General features: G+C 36.4%; 19 protein-coding genes. 6 read left to right on the top strand and 13 right to left on the bottom strand.

Features of this window, described 5'->3' with window-relative positions; translation table 11 throughout:
• Positions 1-5 precede the first annotated feature (5 nt).
• The 4 genes from ELD05_RS13805 to ELD05_RS13820 form a co-directional block, all read right to left on the bottom strand.
• Positions 6-1,103 carry a SpoIIE family protein phosphatase gene (locus ELD05_RS13805; RefSeq protein ID WP_039765760.1) on the bottom strand — a complete coding sequence of 366 codons (1,098 nt, stop codon included), beginning with the start codon at positions 1,101-1,103 and terminating at the stop codon, positions 6-8.
• Between the two features lie 67 nt (positions 1,104-1,170).
• The gene (locus ELD05_RS13810) at positions 1,171-1,683 is read right to left on the bottom strand and encodes a DUF4446 family protein (RefSeq protein WP_127352877.1); all 513 of its coding nucleotides are present in this window, start codon (positions 1,681-1,683) and stop codon (positions 1,171-1,173) included.
• A 47-nt stretch (positions 1,684-1,730) separates the two neighbouring features.
• Positions 1,731-2,582 carry a ParB/RepB/Spo0J family partition protein gene (locus ELD05_RS13815; protein ID WP_127352878.1) on the bottom strand — a complete coding sequence of 284 codons (852 nt, stop codon included), beginning with the start codon at positions 2,580-2,582 and terminating at the stop codon, positions 1,731-1,733.
• 15 nt (positions 2,583-2,597) lie between these two features.
• On the bottom strand, positions 2,598-3,371 hold the full coding sequence (locus ELD05_RS13820; protein WP_127352879.1) for a ParA family protein: 774 nt from the start codon (positions 3,369-3,371) through the stop codon (positions 2,598-2,600).
• A gap of 215 nt (positions 3,372-3,586) precedes the next feature.
• Here ELD05_RS13820 and ELD05_RS13825 point away from each other — a divergent pair, with 215 nt between their 5' ends.
• Complete coding sequence (locus tag ELD05_RS13825) at positions 3,587-4,732, top strand: phosphate ABC transporter substrate-binding protein PstS family protein (RefSeq protein ID WP_127352880.1); 1,146 nt, start codon at positions 3,587-3,589, stop codon at positions 4,730-4,732.
• 37 nt (positions 4,733-4,769) lie between these two features.
• A complete protein-coding gene (locus tag ELD05_RS13830; RefSeq protein WP_127352881.1) occupies positions 4,770-6,413 on the top strand; it encodes an alkaline phosphatase in 1,644 nt (547 codons plus the stop codon).
• A 72-nt stretch (positions 6,414-6,485) separates the two neighbouring features.
• Here the strand turns inward: ELD05_RS13830 and ELD05_RS13835 are convergent, their stop codons facing one another.
• The 9 genes from ELD05_RS13835 to rpmH form a co-directional block, all read right to left on the bottom strand.
• Entirely contained in the window at positions 6,486-7,328 is an 843-nt protein-coding gene (locus ELD05_RS13835) for a ParB/RepB/Spo0J family partition protein (protein WP_011918250.1), read from the bottom strand.
• 129 nt (positions 7,329-7,457) lie between these two features.
• A complete protein-coding gene (gene rsmG, locus ELD05_RS13840) occupies positions 7,458-8,174 on the bottom strand; it encodes a 16S rRNA (guanine(527)-N(7))-methyltransferase RsmG (protein WP_127352882.1) in 717 nt (238 codons plus the stop codon).
• Positions 8,175-8,220: 46 nt separating this feature from the next.
• Positions 8,221-10,101 carry a tRNA uridine-5-carboxymethylaminomethyl(34) synthesis enzyme MnmG gene (gene mnmG, locus ELD05_RS13845; RefSeq protein ID WP_127352883.1) on the bottom strand — a complete coding sequence of 627 codons (1,881 nt, stop codon included), beginning with the start codon at positions 10,099-10,101 and terminating at the stop codon, positions 8,221-8,223.
• A 67-nt stretch (positions 10,102-10,168) separates the two neighbouring features.
• Positions 10,169-11,536, bottom strand: a complete 1,368-nt coding sequence (gene mnmE / locus ELD05_RS13850) for a tRNA uridine-5-carboxymethylaminomethyl(34) synthesis GTPase MnmE (protein WP_127352884.1) — start codon at positions 11,534-11,536, stop codon at positions 10,169-10,171.
• Positions 11,537-11,615: 79 nt separating this feature from the next.
• Positions 11,616-12,242 carry an RNA-binding cell elongation regulator Jag/EloR gene (gene jag, locus ELD05_RS13855; protein WP_011918254.1) on the bottom strand — a complete coding sequence of 209 codons (627 nt, stop codon included), beginning with the start codon at positions 12,240-12,242 and terminating at the stop codon, positions 11,616-11,618.
• A 30-nt stretch (positions 12,243-12,272) separates the two neighbouring features.
• Positions 12,273-13,322 (bottom strand): YidC/Oxa1 family membrane protein insertase, encoded by a 1,050-nt coding sequence (locus tag ELD05_RS13860; RefSeq protein WP_127352885.1) that lies wholly within the window; start codon positions 13,320-13,322, stop codon positions 12,273-12,275.
• A gap of 36 nt (positions 13,323-13,358) precedes the next feature.
• Positions 13,359-13,586, bottom strand: a complete 228-nt coding sequence (gene yidD / locus ELD05_RS13865) for a membrane protein insertion efficiency factor YidD (RefSeq protein WP_127352886.1) — start codon at positions 13,584-13,586, stop codon at positions 13,359-13,361.
• A gap of 3 nt (positions 13,587-13,589) precedes the next feature.
• Positions 13,590-13,949, bottom strand: coding sequence for a ribonuclease P protein component (gene rnpA, locus ELD05_RS13870; protein WP_127353008.1), 360 nt, complete (start codon positions 13,947-13,949; stop codon positions 13,590-13,592).
• Between the two features lie 105 nt (positions 13,950-14,054).
• Positions 14,055-14,189: a 50S ribosomal protein L34 gene (gene rpmH / locus ELD05_RS13875; protein WP_011918258.1), complete on the bottom strand. Its 135-nt coding sequence runs from the start codon at positions 14,187-14,189 to the stop codon at positions 14,055-14,057.
• A gap of 232 nt (positions 14,190-14,421) precedes the next feature.
• Here rpmH and ELD05_RS13880 point away from each other — a divergent pair, with 232 nt between their 5' ends.
• Genes ELD05_RS13880 through ELD05_RS13895 form a run of 4 tightly spaced genes read left to right on the top strand, consistent with a single transcriptional unit; the run spans position 14,422 to position 18,413 of the window.
• A complete protein-coding gene (locus ELD05_RS13880) occupies positions 14,422-15,903 on the top strand; it encodes a spore germination protein (RefSeq protein ID WP_127352887.1) in 1,482 nt (493 codons plus the stop codon).
• 52 nt (positions 15,904-15,955) lie between these two features.
• Complete coding sequence (locus ELD05_RS13885) at positions 15,956-17,062, top strand: GerAB/ArcD/ProY family transporter (RefSeq protein ID WP_127352888.1); 1,107 nt, start codon at positions 15,956-15,958, stop codon at positions 17,060-17,062.
• Positions 17,059-18,177, top strand: a complete 1,119-nt coding sequence (locus tag ELD05_RS13890) for a Ger(x)C family spore germination protein (RefSeq protein ID WP_127352889.1) — start codon at positions 17,059-17,061, stop codon at positions 18,175-18,177. Before ELD05_RS13885 ends, ELD05_RS13890 begins: the two co-directional genes overlap by 4 nt.
• A gap of 20 nt (positions 18,178-18,197) precedes the next feature.
• A complete protein-coding gene (locus ELD05_RS13895; RefSeq protein WP_127352890.1) occupies positions 18,198-18,413 on the top strand; it encodes a hypothetical protein in 216 nt (71 codons plus the stop codon).
• Positions 18,414-18,933: the final 520 nt, after the last annotated feature.

Genomic DNA, 18,933 nt, shown 5'->3' on the forward strand with positions numbered 1-18,933 from the left:
GTTTTTTAAAGTCTTTCCACCATCAATATGGCTATGTCGTCGTCTAAATCTGAGACAAAGTTTCTTAGGTCTCTTATCAAAAGTTCTGTGTTGATGTTTTTGATACTAAGTATTCTCTTTATAAGCCTTTTTTTGCCATACATCTCACCGTATTTGTTTTTGCTCTCAATAAGCCCATCTGAATAGAAGATTAGTTTATCATGTTTTTCAAGCACTGTCTCCTTTATCTCAAACCCCTGTTCTAAATCAATTGAAGCAATTGGCTGGCCTTTCATAGAAAACATCTTTATTTTCTTGTTAGCTCTGACCAAGATAGGTTCTGTCACATGCCCTGCACTAATCATGTTCACTTTTCCCGACTTCTTCTCCAATATTCCAAGAACAATTGTTATATACACCTCATTTGGAAAGTTCATTTCAATAAAATCCAAAAGCACACCTTTCATAATCTCTTGAGCACTTGCTTCTATGTATGTATGAGCATTTTTTATTATACTCTGCTTTACAAAGACTGTTACCATTGATGCCAAAAGCCCATGCCCTGCTACATCTGCAACGTAAAATACAATCTTGTCGTCAATGTTTATGACATCTAAAAAGTCTCCTCCAAGCCGTTCACAAGGCTTGTAAGTATATGTGATCCTGTATCCTTCTATTTTAGGGATAACCGGCAAAAGTGATTGCTGAAGCCTCTTTGCAAATTCTAAGTCACGTTTTAGAATCTCGTTCTGGCGTCTAAGTCTTTCTTCTATTCTTCTTTGCTCTGTAATATCTCTGAACACCTCGACTGTGCCAATTACATTTCCATTCTCATCGTGTATAGGAGAGCTTATGACATAGTATACCCTGTCCTTATGAGTGGCATATTTCATAGCCCTTGTATTTTCCTTAATTGACTTTATTGCAATACACTCTTCACAACGCGTATTTTTACAAAAAAGGTCGTAGCATTTTTTGCCTGTCTGGTCGCCAAACTCTTCTTTCATCTTTGAATTGCAAAAGATAACATTCCCATCTATATCAATGACCCTCACCAGGTCTAACATTCCATTCAATATGCTTTCATAAAAGCTCTGTGAAAAATTGATTCTTTGGAAGTCCATCCTCTTACCCCGCCAATGATAAATAAATCTATCATTGGCAGGAAACCCCCTTTCTTTTGTGATGTTTTTATTCTTTTATCTCTTTTGCAAGGTAATTTTTCCTTGCCAAGTCAATTGCCTGCATCTCTTCAGCTGAAAGCGGATACTTCGATAGACCATTTTCAATTGGCTTTGCATATATGCTTGATCCATCTCTTGAATATATGCTATTTAATACAACTCCATTGTCGTACTCATCTAAAAGGGCAATTGCAAAACTGAGTTTGCTCCCAACATTTTCAAATGCATCATACCTCACAACCCCAAGCTTCTTTATATTTAGCTTTGAGTTCTCACTGAGCACTCTGTGACTTTTGTGCAAAGCCTTTAAAACCTCTTCAAAATACTCTATCTTTTCATTCGTCTCTCTCAAAATCTCTTCAATTGTTTTAAAATCATCATTTTTTACAAGGGCTAAAAAACGTCTTTTTAGATTTTTATTCTTTACTGACTGAATAAGCAGTGCTATAAAAAGTATCATATTTATTATAAGAAGTGCAATTATAATCTGGTTTGAGTAGCTACTAAGAAAATCTTTCATTAACTATACTTCCTCCTTCTTTTGCAATGTTCCACGTGGAACATTTTTTATGGCATGAGTATTGAGATGATCTTTTCAAGTTCCTCATCATTGCTGAATTCTATCTCAATCTTTCCTTTTTTCTTTTTCTTATGAATCTTGACCTTTAGCCCAAATAGCTTCATAAGATTTTCCTCTAACTCTTTTAGGACCTCATCCTCAACCTCATCCCTCTTTTGTTTGTCTTTTGCCTTTACAATCTCTTCAAGTTCTCTCACACTTAAATCCTTTTCAACTACAAGCTTTGCCAAGTTCTCTCTTTCAACATCATTTTCAACAGACAAAAGCACTTTCGCATGACCTTCAGAAATCTTGCCTTCAATTATCATCTGCAATATATTCTGACCAATATTTAATATCCTCAAAGTATTTGCAATCTTTGACCTTGAAATCCCAATTCTTTTTGCAAGTTCTTCTTGTGTATAGCCGTGCTCATCAATAAGCTTTTTATAAGCAAGCGCTTCTTCATATGGGTTTAAATCTTTTCGCTGAATATTTTCAATGAGTGCAATCTCAGTTGGATTTGTATAGTTGCGTACAATACAAGGGACCTTTTGAAGCCTTGCAATTTTACAAGCCCTAAGTCTTCTCTCGCCAGCAATGAGTACATATTTATCTCCTTCTCTTCTCACAACAAGAGGTTGAATGAGTCCCACATTTTTAATCGACTGAGCAAGCTCTTCAATTTCATTATCATCAAAAATCTTTCTTGGCTGTTCGTTTGAAGGTAAAATTTTATCAATCTCAATCTCTTCTATTCTCTCATCATTAGCAGACTGTATATCATTAAGACTTTCATCAAAATTCTGGGCACCATCATCAAACAGGGCATCAAGACCCTTTCCAAGCCGCTTTTTCATAAAAATACACCTCTTTTATGTATTCTTCTTCACTTTATTTAGGTACTCATCAGCAAGTTCTATATATGCACGTGCTCCTTTTGAATCCGGGTCATAAAAAATCCCTGGAAGTCCAAACGAAGGTGCTTCAGAAAGTCTTACATTCCTTGGAATAATACTCAAAAAGACCTTCTCACCAAAATATTTTTTTACTTCTTCTACAACCTCAAGTGAAAGATTTGTTCTTGAATCAAACATTGTTAAAACAACACCATCAATCTCAAGATGCTTGTTCAGATGTTTTCTCACAAGGTTAATTGTACTTGAAAGCTGAGAAAGCCCCTCTAAGGCATAGTATTCGCACTGAATAGGTATTATGACAGAATCAGATGCAGCAAGAGCATTTAAGGTCAAAAGTCCTAAGGAAGGTGGACAATCAATAAATATGTAATCATATTCACTTTTGACACTCTCAATAGCACTTTTTAACCTATATTCTCTTGCTATCACAGAGACAAGCTCTATCTCGCTTCCTGCTAAATTCACATTTGAAGGAAGAATATCTAAATTCTCAAATTTATCCTTTATTATAACCTCTTTTATATCAGCACTGCCTATCAGAACATCATAAATAGTCTTTTCTAAAGACTTTTTGTCAATCCCAAAACCACTTGTGAGATTACCCTGTGGATCACAGTCAACAGCTAAAACCTTTTTTCCCTTTTTACTTATTGCAGCAGATAAATTCACACAGGTTGTTGTTTTTCCCACTCCACCTTTTTGATTGACAACTGCCACAACTCTTGCCATTTTTTTAGCGTTTCCTCACCACTTTTTAATTAGATTATATCACAAGAATGTTCCACGTGGAACATTATGTATTTATTATTTAACAATTTTTTAACATTTTCAAAACATAGATTTAACCTAATTTAAACAAAAATTTAACATAAGTTTAATCTAAATTAAACAAATGACTACTATACTGTAAATTGATAAAACCAAACCGAGGAGGGGTTCTTAAGATGAAAAGCTTTAAGATTTCAAAAAAACTGTTCTCAGCTTTGATTTTAACTTGTTTTGCCATGTCAATTTTACTAACAGGTATCTTTGCATTTGGGCAGTCGCTTATTGTTAAGTCAAAGTCACTTCCAGCAACTGTATCACACAAACAGATTGTAATCACATTTTCTCAAGAGATTTCAAAAGGTCCGAATTTCGGAAAGATAGTGCTCCTAAAAAATAAAAAAACTAAGGTTCCTATTTCAGCATCTATATCTGCTAACAAGCTTGTTGTAGCAATCAAACAATCACTTGTCGCAAAAGCACAGTACCAACTTACAGTTCCTGCAAATGCTGTTAAAGGCTCAAAAGGAGGTTCAAATTCAGAGCTAAAATTTTCATTTATTCCACAGTCAACATCAGCAAATCTTTCAGGAAGGATACTCATTGCAGGTTCAACATCTGTTCAGCCACTTGCCGATGAGCTTGCTAAATACTTCATGCAGCAAAATCCAAAGGTTTCTATTGAGGTTCAAGGTGGAGGGTCATCTGTTGGTATAAAATCCGCTATCCAAGGCATTGTTGATATTGGAACATCATCAAGAGAACTCACAGAGGATGAGACAAGGCAGCTTGCTGCAAAAAGTTGGCAGGAGATAAAGATTGCAGAAGATGGAATAGCAGTAATTGTTCATAAGACAAATCCAGTTTCTAACTTGAGTGTTGAGCAAATAAGAGATATATTCTCGGGCAAAATTAAAAACTGGAAAGAGGTTGGCGGTAAAAACGCTCCTATTGTAGTTGTTACACGTGAGGAAGGCTCAGGTACAAGAGGAGCATTTGAAGAGATAGTTATGGGCAAAGCAAAGATAACAGACTCGGCAATTGTCCAGCCATCAACAGGTGCTGTCAAAACAACAGTATCACAGGATGAAAATGCAATAGGATTTATCTCACTTGGTGTTTTAGACAGCACAGTAAAAGGTGTAAAAGTTGATGGAGTTGAACCAACAGAGAAAAATGTAAAGCTTGGAAAGTACAAAGTTAAAAGGCCATTCCTCTTCTTAGTATCAAAGAATCCAAGTAGAGTGACAAAAGCATTTGTAGACTTTGTACTATCAGATGAAGGTCAGGCAATTGTCGCAAAGAATTATATCTCCGTTAAATAAAAAAATAGCAAGATAGAAGGGGGGACATACTATTAGCATGAATAAATTTTTAAAATCTAAAAAGGCTTCTATAGTCTCGCTACTTCTTATTCTCTGCCTTGTTTTTAGCACCCTTGTCTTTGCAAGCCAAGACAGTAGCGAACAGTCCAACAAAGTCAAGAACGTAATACTCATGATACCAGATGGCATGACAATAGCTCACACCACTTTGGCAAGATGGTATCAAGGCGGAGAACCTCTTTCAATGGATGAGATAGCATGTGGGCTTGTGAGAACATATTCAGCAAACAACCCAATAACAGACTCAGCACCAGCTGCAACAGCATATGCAACAGGATACAAAACACAAAATAGTTATTTATCAATCTATCCCGAAATCTCATCAATGCCAGGTGTTGGTCAGGTTGAAGAAAAAGACTTTTTCAAACCAATTGTGACAATCTTAGAAGCAGCAAAAAAGGCTGGAAAGTCAACAGGCCTTGTTGTAACTTGTCAATTTCCTCATGCAACCCCTGCAGCTTTTGCTGCACACACAGATAATAGGAATGACTATGAAGGTATAGCTGAACAAATGGTTTACAATCAGGTTGATGCGGTACTTGGTGGTGGGTGGAAGTATATTGACAAAAATCAAAGAAAAGACAAAGAAGATTTAGTTCAGTATTTAAGAGACAATGGATTTATTGTAACAACCAAGTGGGAAGATTTGAAAAATGAATCGCCAAGAAAGGTTTGGGGACTTTTTGCTCAGGATGCAATGCACTACGATTTTGACAGAAGTGGCACAGGCGAACCTTCTTTGTCAGAGATGACACAAAAAGCACTACAGATTTTATCAAAAAACAAAAATGGATTCTTCTTGATGGTTGAAGGAAGCGAAATAGACTGGGCATCACATGCAAATGACCCTGTTGGTGTTGTCTCAGAGGTGTTGGCATTTGACAAGGCAGTAAAAGTAGCCTTAGATTTTGCAAAATCAAGAGATGATACAGCAGTAATAATTGCACCAGACCACAACAACGGTGGAATGACCTTAGGAAATTACTCAGCTCAAGTAGATTCTGTTTTGCTCAATGATTTCTTAAAATATATCAAAAAAGCAAAAAGAACAGGCAGCGGAATTGAAGATTTGCTTGGAAACAACAGAACAGATGAGAATATCAAAAATATAGTTTCACAATATTACGGAGTTGACAATCTCACTCAAGATGAAATAGATGCAATCAAAAAGGCGCCAGCAGGAAGGCTTAACTATGTTCTTGGTCCAATCATCAGCAAGCGTTCATATATCGGCTGGACTACAAATGAGCACACAGGTGAAGACGTTGTACTTTATGCGTATCATCCAAACGGATACGTTCCTCATGGTGTTATAGACAACACAGAAGTTTGTGATTATATGGCTGAGATTTTGGGAATAGACCTTGGAAGCTTCAATGAAAATAGTTACATCTCAAACGTAGACTTAGAAGAAAAAGGTTATAATGTTACAATTGATACAAGCAATCCAAATAATATTCAGCTTGTGATAAGCAGCAAGGGCAAGACATATATTGTGCCACAAAATAAGAATGTAGTAATTGAAGGAAACAAACAATATACTCTCAAATATGTAAGTGTCTACATCCCAAGTGCAAAGAGGTTCTTTGTATCAAGTGAAATAGAAGAATTACTGAAATAGATAAAAAATATTTTTGTGCCCTCACAAAAATGTGTGGGGGCATTTTCTTTTTAAAAAAAATACCTCCTCATATTACGAGGAGGTCTGCGGGGATTTTTTATTTATTCTAACGATTATTTCGTAGTATGCTTCAGTTTTATTTTCTTTTATATCATAATTTATATCAGTCTTTTGGAAAATTTTCAAGGCCTTTTTTATGGTATTGTAAATAACCCTACAATCATTCATTGAAACCTTAATTGCTTTTCCATTTTTTGTTACTTTCTTATTGTTAAGGTACTCTGAAATTAGTCTTTCGGTCTGAGCAACTGTGAGTCCATTTTCAATTATCTTTGGAATTATGTATTTCATATCTTCCTCTGATTCAAGCTTCAAAAGAGCTCGTGCATGCCGCTCAGACAGTTCATTTTCACGAATTATCCAACGAACATCAGGAGGAAGTGACAAAAGCCTTATCTTGTTCGCAATAGCACTTTGTGTCTTGCCAACTCGTTTTGCTATCTCAACCTGAGTTAGGCCAAACTCTTCTATAAGCTGTTTGTAACCTTGCGCCTCTTCAAAAAAATCAAGGTCCTGACGCTGGATGTTCTCTATAAGTGCCAATATTGCACTTTCAATGTCTGTGACATTTATGACAATTGCTTTAATCTTATCAAAACCAAGATGTTTGCAAGCTCTAAGTCTTCTCTCACCTGCAATTAAGTAATAAACCTCACCACGTTTTCTTACAATTATTGGCTGCAAAAGCCCATAATTTTTTATTGACTCAGCAAGCCCTTCGATAAGCTTTTCATCAAAATTAGTTCTCGGCTGAAAAGGATTTGGCAAAACCTTATTTATAGGTATCATCTCAATAGTATAAAGCTCTTTTTCCATATCCAACTTGTTTGTTTGCCTAATTAAAAGTGAAAACAACTTTATAAAGCCCCTTCCTTTTTTATTCAACATTTTCTGCTAATAATATTTCTACTTCAATTTAAAATCTCCTTCTTTTTATTTCAAGATTTTTCAGACATTTTCAATCAGATTTTGACAAATTTTTTATCAACTAAGGGGCTTTTTTATTATTTGCTTTGTTTTTCTGGGAAACTCAATCGGAGTTTGTCGCAATTTTCTTATGACAATTATACTTCTCTTCTCATCTGATTCTGGCAATGTGAATTTTTCAATCTTTTCTATCTCACCACCAAGCATTGCAATTGCATTTTTGGCGCTCTCAAGCTCATCCTCACATTCAAAACCTTTCTGGGCCAAAAAAGCTCCACCAATCTTCAAAAGAGGTATCGCGTATTCGCAAAGCACATTTAGTTTGTCAACAGCTCTTGCAAACGCAAAGTCAAAACTCTCTCTAAACTCAACCTTTTTCCCAAGTTCTTCTGCTCTTTGGCAGACAACTTCAATTCCAGACAAACCCAAATGGTCTTTTGCTTCACTCATAAAATTGCACTTTTTCTTGTTAGAATCATTCAAAACCAAGCTCATGCTTGGTTTTGCAATCTTCACAGGAATACCAGGAACTCCAAAGCCAGAACCAATGTCAATTGCGCGCACTAATTTGCCATCGCCGTTTTGAAGAAATTTTATCAAAGAAAGTGAATCTGCAATGTGTTTTATCACAAACTCATTTTCATTCTCAATTGCTGTGAGATTAAATAACTTATTTTTCTCAAGAACTAATTTCATAAATCTCAAAAGAAGTTCTTTTACAACAGGACTATTTTTTACACTATAAAACTCTAAAACTCTATCTAAAAGCTCCATTTTTGCCTTTGCCCCTTTTAAAAATTTAAAGCTGACAACGAGCATTCTATTTAGAACCTTTTTTTGCTTGCTCAAGCCAGATAAGCAGCACCGAAATATCAGCAGGCGACACACCAGATATTCTTGATGCCTGGCCAATCGAAGCAGGTCTTATTTGAGAAAGCTTTTGTTTTGCCTCAGTTGAAAGACCAGAAATCTGATTATAGTCAACCCACTCAGGAATCTTTTTGTTCTCAAGCTTTTTGAACTGCTCAATTTGCTGTAGCTGTTTTTTGATATATCCTTCATACTTTATTTCAATTTCAACCTCTTCCTTCACAGAACGTGGCAAGTCCGGCCGCTGAGGGTCAATCTCGCGCAAAGCTTCATACGAAAGCTCGGGCCTTTTCAAAAGCTCAGACAGCCTTACCCCTGTTGAAATAGGCGACGAACCATGTTCAATTAAAAATTTGTTCACCTTCTCACTTGGTGCAATCACAGTCTTTTTCAAGCGGTCTATCTCATCCTCAATCATCTTTTTCTTTCTCAAAAACTTCTCATATCTTTCCTGTGATATAAGCCCAATCCTATATCCTATCTCTGTAAGTCTCAAATCAGCATTGTCCTGACGCAAAATGAGCCTATACTCAGCTCTTGATGTCATGATTCTGTAAGGTTCATTTGTCCCTTTTGTTACAAGGTCGTCTATTAAAACTCCGATGTAGGCTTGAGACCTGTCTAAAACCAGCATCTCTTTTCCTTTTACATACATCGCAGCGTTAATCCCAGCGATGATTCCTTGTGCTGCTGCCTCTTCATACCCTGATGTTCCATTTATCTGGCCTGCTGAGAAAAGCCCTTTGATTTTCTTAAACTGCAAAGTAGCCTCAAGCTGCAACGGATTTATACAGTCATATTCAATTGCATATGCAGGGCGCATTATCTGCACATTTTCAAGGCCAATCACGCTTCTGTACATCTTAATCTGAACATCTTCTGGCAATGACGAAGACATTCCTTGAACGTACATCTCTTCAGTATCGCGTCCCATTGGTTCGATGAACACCTGATGCCTTGGCTTGTCTGCAAACCTCACAACCTTGTCCTCAATAGAAGGACAGTACCTTGGCCCAACACCCTGGATAAGGCCAGTAAAAAGTGGTGCTCTGTGAAGGTTTTCTCTTATTATTCTATGAGTTTCCTCTGTTGTATATGTCAAATAGCAAGGGACTTGCTCTATTTCCAGTGTCTCGTGTTCAAACGAAAATGGAGTTATAACCTCATCACCGAGCTGTATTTGCATCTTTGAAAAGTCCAAAGACCTTCTGTGCACCCTTGCAGGAGTACCTGTTTTGAACCTCATCATCTCAATCCCAAGCCTTTTGAGACTTTCTGTAAGGTACTTAGCTGGGTGCATACCATCAGGCCCACCATCATACACAGTCTCACCTATTATAATCCTGCCACCAAGAAATGTGCCTGTGGCAAGCACAACTGCTTTTGCCTTAAAAATTGCACCAGTTGTGACCTTTACACCAGTGACTTTGCCATCCTCAACCAAAATATCACAAACCTCGCCCTGTCTGATGTCAAGGTTTGGCTGGCTCTCTAATACCCTTTTCATATACAGTTTGTATCTTGCTCTGTCACACTGAGCTCGAAGTGAGTACACAGCAGGACCTTTTGCCCTGTTGAGAATCCTTACCTGAATTGCTGTTGCGTCTGCTGCCTTGCCCATCTCACCACCAAGCGCATCTATCTCGCGAACTAAATGGCCTTTGCCAGTGCCGCCTATGCTTGGGTTGCACGGCATATTGCCGATTGAATCTAAGTTTATAGCAAACACAATTGTTTTCAAACCAAGTCTTGCACAAGCTAAAGCTGCCTCACACCCTGCATGACCTGCACCAACAACCGCAACGTCATATTCACCCGCAACAAATTCCATCTTTCAGACCTTTCCCCCTTTGAAAACTTTAAAACTCCCAATCCTTTCTCAAAAGCAGATTTAACATCTATTTTCCAATACAGAACATTGAAAATATCCTATCAACCATGTCTTCTGTGACGTTTTTGCCTGTTATCTGATATATGCTATCAAGTGCGTTTTTGAGGTCAATTGATAGAATGTCAAGCGGAACACTGTAGAGGTTTTGCTTTGCAGAAGCCAAAAACTCTTTTGCTTTTAAAAGAAGTTCTTTGTGCCTTAAATTTGTTATCAGCACTTCATCAAACCCTTCAATATTTTGCTCAAGAACGGCTTCTTTTATTGCCTTTTCAACAAGTTCTAAATTCTCATCCTTTGCAATAGAAATAAATATTCCTTCTTTATTAAAAAGCTTTTTTATCTCATCCTGTGATATATTTATACCCTTATCAGTCTTGTTTACTAAGACTATATATTTTTTATTCTTTATGCTATTGAAAATCTCAATATCCTCCTTAGTAATCCCATCTGACTCAACCATGAAAATCACAAGATCAGCTCTCTCAACGCTCTTGAGAGTTCTCTCTACACCAATTCTCTCCACAACATCCTCCGTCTGCCTCACACCTGCTGTGTCAACAAGGATAATTGGTATTCCTTCGATGTCTAAAACCTCTTCAATTACATCTCTTGTTGTGCCAGGGATGTCTGTGACAATTGACCTTTCTTCTTTCAATAGTCTGTTTAAAAGAGAAGACTTTCCAACGTTTGGCCTTCCGACAATTACTGTGTAAATTCCACTTTTTATTGCTTTTCCTGTTTCATATGTCTTCAAAAGCCTATATATCTTTTCTAAAGCAGTATCAATGCTTTTTTCAATCTCCTGTGGAGATATCTCATCAACCTCGTGTTCAGAAAAGTCAATTGAAGCTTCAATTGAAGATATTAAATTTAGCAAAATCTCTGCTATCTCATCTATCTTTTTGCTAAGAACCCCTTTTAACTGTTTTGCAGCGTTTTTTTGCAAAAGCTCTGTTTTTGAATTTATTATATCAATTATAGCCTCTGCCTGCGACAGATCAAGCCTGCCGTTTAAAAACGCCCTTTTTGTAAACTCGCCGGGCATTGCATGGCGTGCCCCATTTCTTATAACCGCTTCTAAAATTCTTCTCAAAACAACCATACCACCGTGAGATTGAATCTCAACAACATCTTCACCTGTGTACGAATGAGGCGCTTTGAATTTTATCAAAATGGCCTGGTCAATAAACTCGTCATTGTCATACACCTCAACCAAAGCTGCATATCTGACAGGTATATCATAAATGCTATTGAATCTTTTACTCTTTATTATTTTGCCTGCAACCTCAATTGAATTCTGCCCAGAGATTCTAATTATCCCAATCCCGCCAGTGCCAATTGGGGTTGAAATTGCTGCAATTGTATCAAATTCCATATTTACAATACCCCTTTTTTGAAAGTTTTTAAGATACAAACAAAGCAGGGTAAAAACTTACCCTGCTTCAAGCACTTTTTTATTTTAAAGTTATAACAACTTTTCTATATGGTTCTTCTCCTTCTGAGTAAGTTGTCACAAACCGGTGGTTTTGCAGTGTTGTGTGTATAATTCTTCTTTCATACGGTGTCATTGGTCTTAGCTTAATACTCTTTTTGCTTCTTGCAACTTTGTCTGCAAGAGAAAGTGCAAGACGTCTGAGTCTTTCTTCTTTTTTCTTTCTGAAGTTCTGACAGTCAAGGATTATTCTCACAGATTCCTCCTCAGGTGCCCCCCTGTTCACAATAATACCCGTCAAAAACTGAAGCGCGTCTAAAACCTCACCGTCTTTGCCAATTAACTGATAGGTATTCTTCCCAAATAGATTTACTTTTATGAACTCCCCATCTTTTAATATGTCCATCCTCTCAATCTTAACATTCATCTTGCTACACACTTCTGACAAAAACTCTTGAATCTTTTCCTCAGGCGTTTGTTTGAGTATGACCTTTACCTTTGCTGGCCTTGCTCCAATTATCCCCAAAAGTCCTTTTGACCCCTCGTCAATTACCTGAACCTCAACCTTTTCACGCGAAACACCAAGTTCTTTTAAAGCAAGCTCAACAGCCTCATCTACCGTTTTTGCTATTTTTTCTACACATTTCATAAACTGTCTCCTCCAAAAAGAAATTTTACATTATTTCTTTTTCTTTTTACTGCTCCCTTGCGACCTTGTCATTTGCTGTTTTAGCTTTTCAAGCTCTTTTTTCCTCATCTGCTCTTCTCTTTTCTGCTCCTCTTCTTTTTCCTGATCTGCCTGCCCTTGTTTTTCCAAGTCTTCATCAGAGCTCTCTTTCCCCAGCTTTTCCTGTTCTTTGTTCACACCATCTTTTCCCTGCTGCATTTTAGCTTGATTTTCAAGCTGCTTTTTCTTCTCCTCTTCCTCTTTCTTGTGCTTTAATTTCTTGTAAACAACCTCATTTGCAATGAACTGCTGCAGGATTGAAAACAGGTTTGTCACCGTCCAGTACACAACAAGTCCCGCTGGTACCTGCAGTGCAATAAAGTATGACATAAGAGGGCTGAAAATCATCATTGTCCTGTTCATACCTTCTGCCATTGCGTTTGACTGAGACTGGGAATACTGCGGATTGAACCTTTTTTGGCTGTTTGTGGAAAACCATATTGATAAAAACATTGTAGCAGCACTTAAAATTGGCAAAACAATAAGCTCTTTTTGAGCAAGGTTAATACCAAAAAAGTGCATGTCAAGCCCAAGCTTTTGTGCTTCATTGATTATTATCTGAGTTATTGCATACCCAGCTTTACCCTGAACAAGGTCTCTTACGTACTGATGGCTTTTGCCCAACACGTAAACAAGCGGGTTTTGGAATACATAGTAGAGCGCAAACAAAATGGGAACCTGAACCAAAAGCGGCCAGCACCCACCTGCAGGATTGTACCCTGTCTCTTGATAGAGCTTTAGCATCTCTTCTTGCATCTTTCTCTGGTCGCCTTTGTACTTTTGCTGGATTTCCTGGATTCTTGGTGCAACCTCTGCCATTTTAGATGTTGAGGCAATTTGCTTTATATACAGCGGAAGAAGCAACCCTCTTACAATCAATGTAAGAAGGATAATGGCTATTCCATAGCTACCTGGAATGTGTGCGCCATGTAAAAAGTCATATATTAACTTTAAAAGTCTTCCAAGTGGAATTGCTAAAAAATCAAGCCATGTAGGATTCAAAACCTTTTCCTCCTTGATTTTGCTAATTATGGTATTTTACTTTAGCGGATCATATCCTCCTGGATGAAATGGGTGACATTTTATAATTCTTTTAAACCCAAGCCACAGCCCATAAAATCCATACTTTTCTATAGCCTGCAAGGTGTACTCTGAGCATGTAGGGTAAAACCTGCAACTTGGCACAACCTTCATAGGAGATATAACTTTCTGATAAAATCTTATCAAAAATTTTAGAATCAGTAAAATATATTTTCTTACCCTCATCTTTCATTCCTCTTTGAAAAGTCTAAGTCTTTTGAAGGCTCTTTCAAGCTCATCCCTGTAGTCTTTTAAACATATCTCTCTTGCCTTTATCTTTTCTTCCTTTGTCTTTCTTGCCAAAACAACAATGTCAAACCCTTTTTTTATTCTCTCAAAATTTTCCAAATACCATGCTTTTACAATCCTTTTAAACCGATTTCTTGCGGTAGCTTTGCCAAGCTTTGATGACATTGAAACGCCAAGTCTACTGTACTCCAGCCCGTTCTTCAAAGAGTACACAACTACATTTTTCTCTACTGCAAACCTTCCTTTTCTGATACATACCTCAAACTCTTCACTCTTTTTGATACTCACTATCTTATTCATTTCTTTGTTTTCCTTTACATTGCCCTTCTTATGCACTTGTCTTGTATCACACAACATTGTGTTTTTAAGCAAAAAGACCACCTTTGAAGTTGAGAGTGGTCTTTTTTACACAGCAAGTCTCTTTCTACCTTTTAATCTTCTTCTTTTGAGAACCTTTCTTCCACCTCTTGTTCTCATTCTAACCAAAAAACCGTGTGTTCTCTTTCTTCTCTTGTTATGTGGCTGGTATGTTCTTTTCATATTATTCCACCTCCTACAATAAAATTTTCAAAAATTTTCTATGATTTTAACTGCGTGGTTGCCACTTTTATACTTACTTATAATAAAACAAGATTTATTATACTGCAAATGATATTAAAAAGTCAAAGGGGGTTTTAGAGGAATTTTCGATATTATTCAAAACTTCTTGAATACACGCCTTTAAATCTGGAGAGAATATCAAATAGAAAAAAGAAGACTTTAAGAGCAAAGAATGAAGAAAAACAACTTGTCGCAGACAAAGTTAATCTCAACAAGCTATGATCAGAATTTAGAGAATGTAAAAAGTGAGTTTGGAAATTTTAGCGACCTTATCATAAGAGAGTTTAAGATTGGACCAAAAAAAGACATAAGGGCTTTTCTTGTTATGATTGATGGACTTGTTGACAAGCTGGTTATAAATGAACACATTCTAAAGCCACTTATGAAAGACACTTACCTTTATCAAAACCAGCAATGCACACCTCAAGATTTGTACCAATTTATCAAAGACTGCATTCTGTACAGTCACTGCATAACAGAAGAATTTGCCTATGCAAAGACTATTCATAGTATACTGTGCGGCGATGTTGCACTTTTTATTGATGGTATTGACAGAGCGCTTTTGGTATCTGTGCGCGGATGGGAATCACGCGGAATTGAAGAGCCGAACACAGAGGTTGTTGTAAGAGGACCTCGTGAAGGGTTTACAGAAAATTTAAGAACCAACACAGCTCTAATCAGAAGAAAGATTCGCGACCCAAAACTCAAGATAGAGTCAATGAAGATAGGTAAGATCTCAAAGACAGACATTGCAATATGCTATATTGAGTCAATTGCCAAAAAAGAGCTTGTAGATGAGGTAAAAAGAAGGCTCGAAAAGATTGACATGGACTATATCTTAGAGTCAGGATACATTGAAGCATTTATAGAAGATGGTAAATACTCCATCTTCTCTACAGTTGGAAACTCTGAAAAACCTGACGTTGTTGTTGGAAAGCTAATGGAAGGAAGGGTTGCTATCCTTGTTGATGGCACACCTTTTGCTCTAACCGTGCCATACCTTTTTGTTGAGGCTTTTCAAACAAGCGAAGATTACTATTCAAGGCCATACTATTACAGCATAGTCAGGCTTTTGAGATACTTTTCGTTTTTTGTGTCAACAACACTGCCGGCAATCTACATTGCTATAACAACATTCCATCAAGAGCTTTTGCCAACATCGCTTTTGATAAGCATTGCAAGTGCCCAGGCAGGAATACCTTTCCCATCTTCAGTGGAAACACTGACCATGCTTCTTATATACGAAATCTTGAAAGAGGCTGGTGTTAGGCTTCCTCGACCTGTCGGTCAAGCAATTTCAATTGTGGGTGCCCTTGTAATTGGTGATGCAGCAGTGTCAGCAGGACTTATCGGTGCACCAATGGTTGTAACAGTTGCATTCACTGCAATCTCCACATTCATGATTCCTGCTATCTCAGATGCGTGTACAATCATAAGGTTTGCATGTGTTATTATGGCGAGCATCTGCGGTCTTTATGGGATAATGCTTGTGTGGATTTTAATGTTAATTCATCTTTGCCACCTTAAGTCTTTTGGAGTAAACTTCTTTGCACCAATTGCACCTACAATCTTGCATGATTTAAAAGATGTCTTTGTTCGCTTCCCATGGAGTATACTCAAAAAAAGGCCTATTGTTTTTACCAAAAAATTTTAAATCATTTCAAGCTAAAACTACAAAAACTTTCACATAGGTGGTTTTTTGGAAAATGTCAAACTCAAGAATCACATACAACCAATTTTTATGCCTTTTTTTTGTGAACAGAATAGTAATGGTACTTACATTCTTGCCAATATTCAATGCACCACCAAAAAATCAGGATGTGTGGTTATCTGTTGTGTTCATGTATCCATTTTCAATCCTAAGCTCACTGCCACTTATATATCTTTGCAATATGTTTTCCAACCATACATTTACAAATATTTTAAACATTGTTTTTGGAAAGCTTGGAAGTATAATTGCAATCTTTTACCTTTGGTTTTTCTTTCACATAACAGCAATCCAAATAGGCCAGTTTGTAGAATTTATGGCAACTGCGGTAATTCCCGAAACATCTATTCTGTTTTTAATAATCGCAATGTTGATTGTCTCTTCATACGCTGTGTATAAAGGACTTGAGACCTTGGCAAGATTTTCGCAAATAACAACCTTTATAACAATCTTTAGTCTTGGTATAATCATGGTAATTTCAATCAAGTTTGTGGACTTTTCGGCTCTAAAGCCGGTCTTTGAAAAAGATATAAGCCAGCCTATAATTGGTGGAATATACCTTTGCTCTCTTAGCTCTGAGATAATCACAATTGGTATGATAAATCCTTATATAATAAAGCCAAGGAAAAACTCACCAAAAGACATGATAAAGACAATAGCATGGGCGTTTTTACTTGTTGACATATTTTACCTTGCAATTACAGCACTTGTCCTCTCACTTTTCGGTTACAAGCAATCAAGCAATCTGTCATTTCCATTTTACTCAGCAATCAAGGTTCTGAGTGTTGCTGACTTTCTGGAAAGGTTTGAGTCAATCCATATGGCAATCTGGATAATGAGTATATTCTTGAAAATCTCATACTTTTTATACATCTTAAACATTGCAGTTGAAGAGATGAGAAAAAGCGGAGACTACTTTGTTTACACAATCCCGTTTGCCTCAATCTTAATTCCATTTACCTTTTATATAATCCCAAACTTCTTAGAGCTGGACAAATTCATGAGCTATAGATACTTTACAATTTATTCATACTCCTTCATACTTATAATTCCACTTATAACCTTAATTGGAACAAAAATTAAACTGAGGTTGGAAAAGAGATGAGGAAAATAGCATTATTTGCTATTGTAATCCTTCTTTTGAGTCAATATGGGTGCTGGAACAGAAGAGAACTAAACGATATATTGATTGTCCAAGCAGTTGGAATAGATAGACTAAAAAATGGGAATTTTCGCTTGACTTATCAAGTTCTAAAACCAAAGGTCCTGAAAAATCCTTCGAACATACCATCAAGTCCACAACAAAAGGGTGTGTGGTGTTTTTCCTCAACAGGAAAGACCATATTTGATGCAATAAGAAATGCAACACTTTCATCAGACAAAAAGCTATTTTGGACCCATAACAAAATAGTTATTGTCAGTGAAAGTCTTGCAAAAAAAGGTATCAAAGAGGTTTTAGATATGATTCTACGCGACCATGAGTTCAGGTCAGATGCATACCTTATTATAACATCAGAGGATATTGAAAAATTCATGAACATCTCCTCCCCAATAGAATCAATCCCTGCAAAGGAACTTGAAAATGTGATCAAAAACTATTATGCAAATTCCAAAACCATGCCAATGAAGATTTACGAGTTTGTAAAAATGACAAACACAAAATCAAAAGTAGGATTTGCTCCTTTTGTCGAAATTAAAAGACCTCTCGCCCTATCGTCCGAAAACTACATGTTTTTTGTCTCAAAAACAGCTGTGTTTGACAACTTTAAGCTTATTGGATATTTAAGTCACGATGAAACAAGAGGAGTTTTGTGGGTCTTGAACAAGATAAAAAGCGGGATATATCCAATTGAGGACAAAAACAAGTCAATTTCACTTGAACTCATCCACAGCAGCAGTAAAATCAGTGCAAGAAATACCAAAAACAAGGTTCTTTTTAAAATAGAGATAATCTCAGAGGTAAATCTTGGTGAAAAGGAAAAAGATCTTCAGTTTACGCAGAAAAACTTAGAAGAAGTCAAAAAAGAACTTTCAAAGAGCATCTCAAAAGACATAAATCAAGCTTTAAAAAAGTCGTTTGAACTCAGAGCTGATATACCACATTTTCAGGATATCTACTACATCAAGTACAAAAAGCCATTAAAATTTGACAAACAAAGAATAGCCGTGAGCATTACTGTCAAACCTTTTATAAGACGGTTTGGAATGCTAAAAAACTGAAGTAGGGTGATTCTTTTAAGATGAACATCTTTTTTATAGTCTTAGGATATACCTTGGCAACTTTAATTCAATACAAAATTCTAAAGTCAAGGTATTTACAAAAGGAGATGTTTTTTACCCTTTCTTTGATTTTAATAGGGCTTTTTTTGAGCCTTTTTATAACCATCCAGAAAAATGTCCCAAACCCTCACAAACTGATTGAATTTCTTATTGAAAAGCTTTACTCAATCTTTTGAGTTTAAAAAAACTATATGTAAACCCATTATCCCATCATTATTATTGAAAATTGAAATCAAAATTCACAAAGTCAAATTATGTAAACCTTTAAATTAAAACTTGTCCACAAATCCGAACTGGACAGGAAACAGCAAAGTCAGAATAAATCTTTTTGGGTTAACCATTGTTAAATTAGATTTTCACATGTGAAAAATAGAATTCTATAAAATTAATCAACAGAAATAATCCACATATCCACAGATTTTATCCACAGATTTTTAACAGGGTGTAAATAATTTTTCCACTGTGGAAAATTTGATTCTCGAAAAAATATTTTCTTGTTGATGTGAATAATTTTTTTTGATATATTTAATAGTGCTCTTAAGATTTAAAAACAAAATTTCGGTTGTGAAAAATACTTATCCACAACTGTTGATAACATTGTGGATAAAGCCTAAGAATTTAGGCGGTTATTTTTTTGTTTACATACTCAAAATATCCACAATCAATTATATTACATACAAAAGGGTGGATTTGAAA

The organism is Caldicellulosiruptor changbaiensis, from assembly GCF_003999255.1.
GTDB lineage: Bacteria > Bacillota > Thermoanaerobacteria > Caldicellulosiruptorales > Caldicellulosiruptoraceae > Caldicellulosiruptor > Caldicellulosiruptor changbaiensis.

What these genes read in the sequence shown, in the direction of transcription:
- ELD05_RS13830 (WP_127352881.1), top strand. Translation starts at nt 4,770, where the DNA reads ATGAATAAATTTTTAAAATCTAAAAAGGCTTCTATAGTCTCGCTACTT.
- rpmH (WP_011918258.1), bottom strand. Translation starts at nt 14,189, where the DNA reads ATGAAAAGAACATACCAGCCACATAACAAGAGAAGAAAGAGAACACAC.
- ELD05_RS13820 (WP_127352879.1), bottom strand. Translation starts at nt 3,371, where the DNA reads ATGGCAAGAGTTGTGGCAGTTGTCAATCAAAAAGGTGGAGTGGGAAAA.
- yidD (WP_127352886.1), bottom strand. Translation starts at nt 13,586, where the DNA reads ATGAGGGTAAGAAAATATATTTTACTGATTCTAAAATTTTTGATAAGA.
- ELD05_RS13890 (WP_127352889.1), top strand. Translation starts at nt 17,059, where the DNA reads ATGAGGAAAATAGCATTATTTGCTATTGTAATCCTTCTTTTGAGTCAA.
- ELD05_RS13885 (WP_127352888.1), top strand. Translation starts at nt 15,956, where the DNA reads ATGTCAAACTCAAGAATCACATACAACCAATTTTTATGCCTTTTTTTT.
- ELD05_RS13825 (WP_127352880.1), top strand. Translation starts at nt 3,587, where the DNA reads ATGAAAAGCTTTAAGATTTCAAAAAAACTGTTCTCAGCTTTGATTTTA.
- jag (WP_011918254.1), bottom strand. Translation starts at nt 12,242, where the DNA reads ATGAAATGTGTAGAAAAAATAGCAAAAACGGTAGATGAGGCTGTTGAG.
- ELD05_RS13810 (WP_127352877.1), bottom strand. Translation starts at nt 1,683, where the DNA reads ATGAAAGATTTTCTTAGTAGCTACTCAAACCAGATTATAATTGCACTT.
- mnmE (WP_127352884.1), bottom strand. Translation starts at nt 11,536, where the DNA reads ATGGAATTTGATACAATTGCAGCAATTTCAACCCCAATTGGCACTGGC.
- ELD05_RS13895 (WP_127352890.1), top strand. Translation starts at nt 18,198, where the DNA reads ATGAACATCTTTTTTATAGTCTTAGGATATACCTTGGCAACTTTAATT.
- ELD05_RS13880 (WP_127352887.1), top strand. Translation starts at nt 14,422, where the DNA reads ATGAAGAAAAACAACTTGTCGCAGACAAAGTTAATCTCAACAAGCTAT.
- ELD05_RS13815 (WP_127352878.1), bottom strand. Translation starts at nt 2,582, where the DNA reads ATGAAAAAGCGGCTTGGAAAGGGTCTTGATGCCCTGTTTGATGATGGT.
- ELD05_RS13805 (WP_039765760.1), bottom strand. Translation starts at nt 1,103, where the DNA reads ATGGACTTCCAAAGAATCAATTTTTCACAGAGCTTTTATGAAAGCATA.
- rnpA (WP_127353008.1), bottom strand. Translation starts at nt 13,949, where the DNA reads ATGAATAAGATAGTGAGTATCAAAAAGAGTGAAGAGTTTGAGGTATGT.
- mnmG (WP_127352883.1), bottom strand. Translation starts at nt 10,101, where the DNA reads ATGGAATTTGTTGCGGGTGAATATGACGTTGCGGTTGTTGGTGCAGGT.
- rsmG (WP_127352882.1), bottom strand. Translation starts at nt 8,174, where the DNA reads ATGGAGCTTTTAGATAGAGTTTTAGAGTTTTATAGTGTAAAAAATAGT.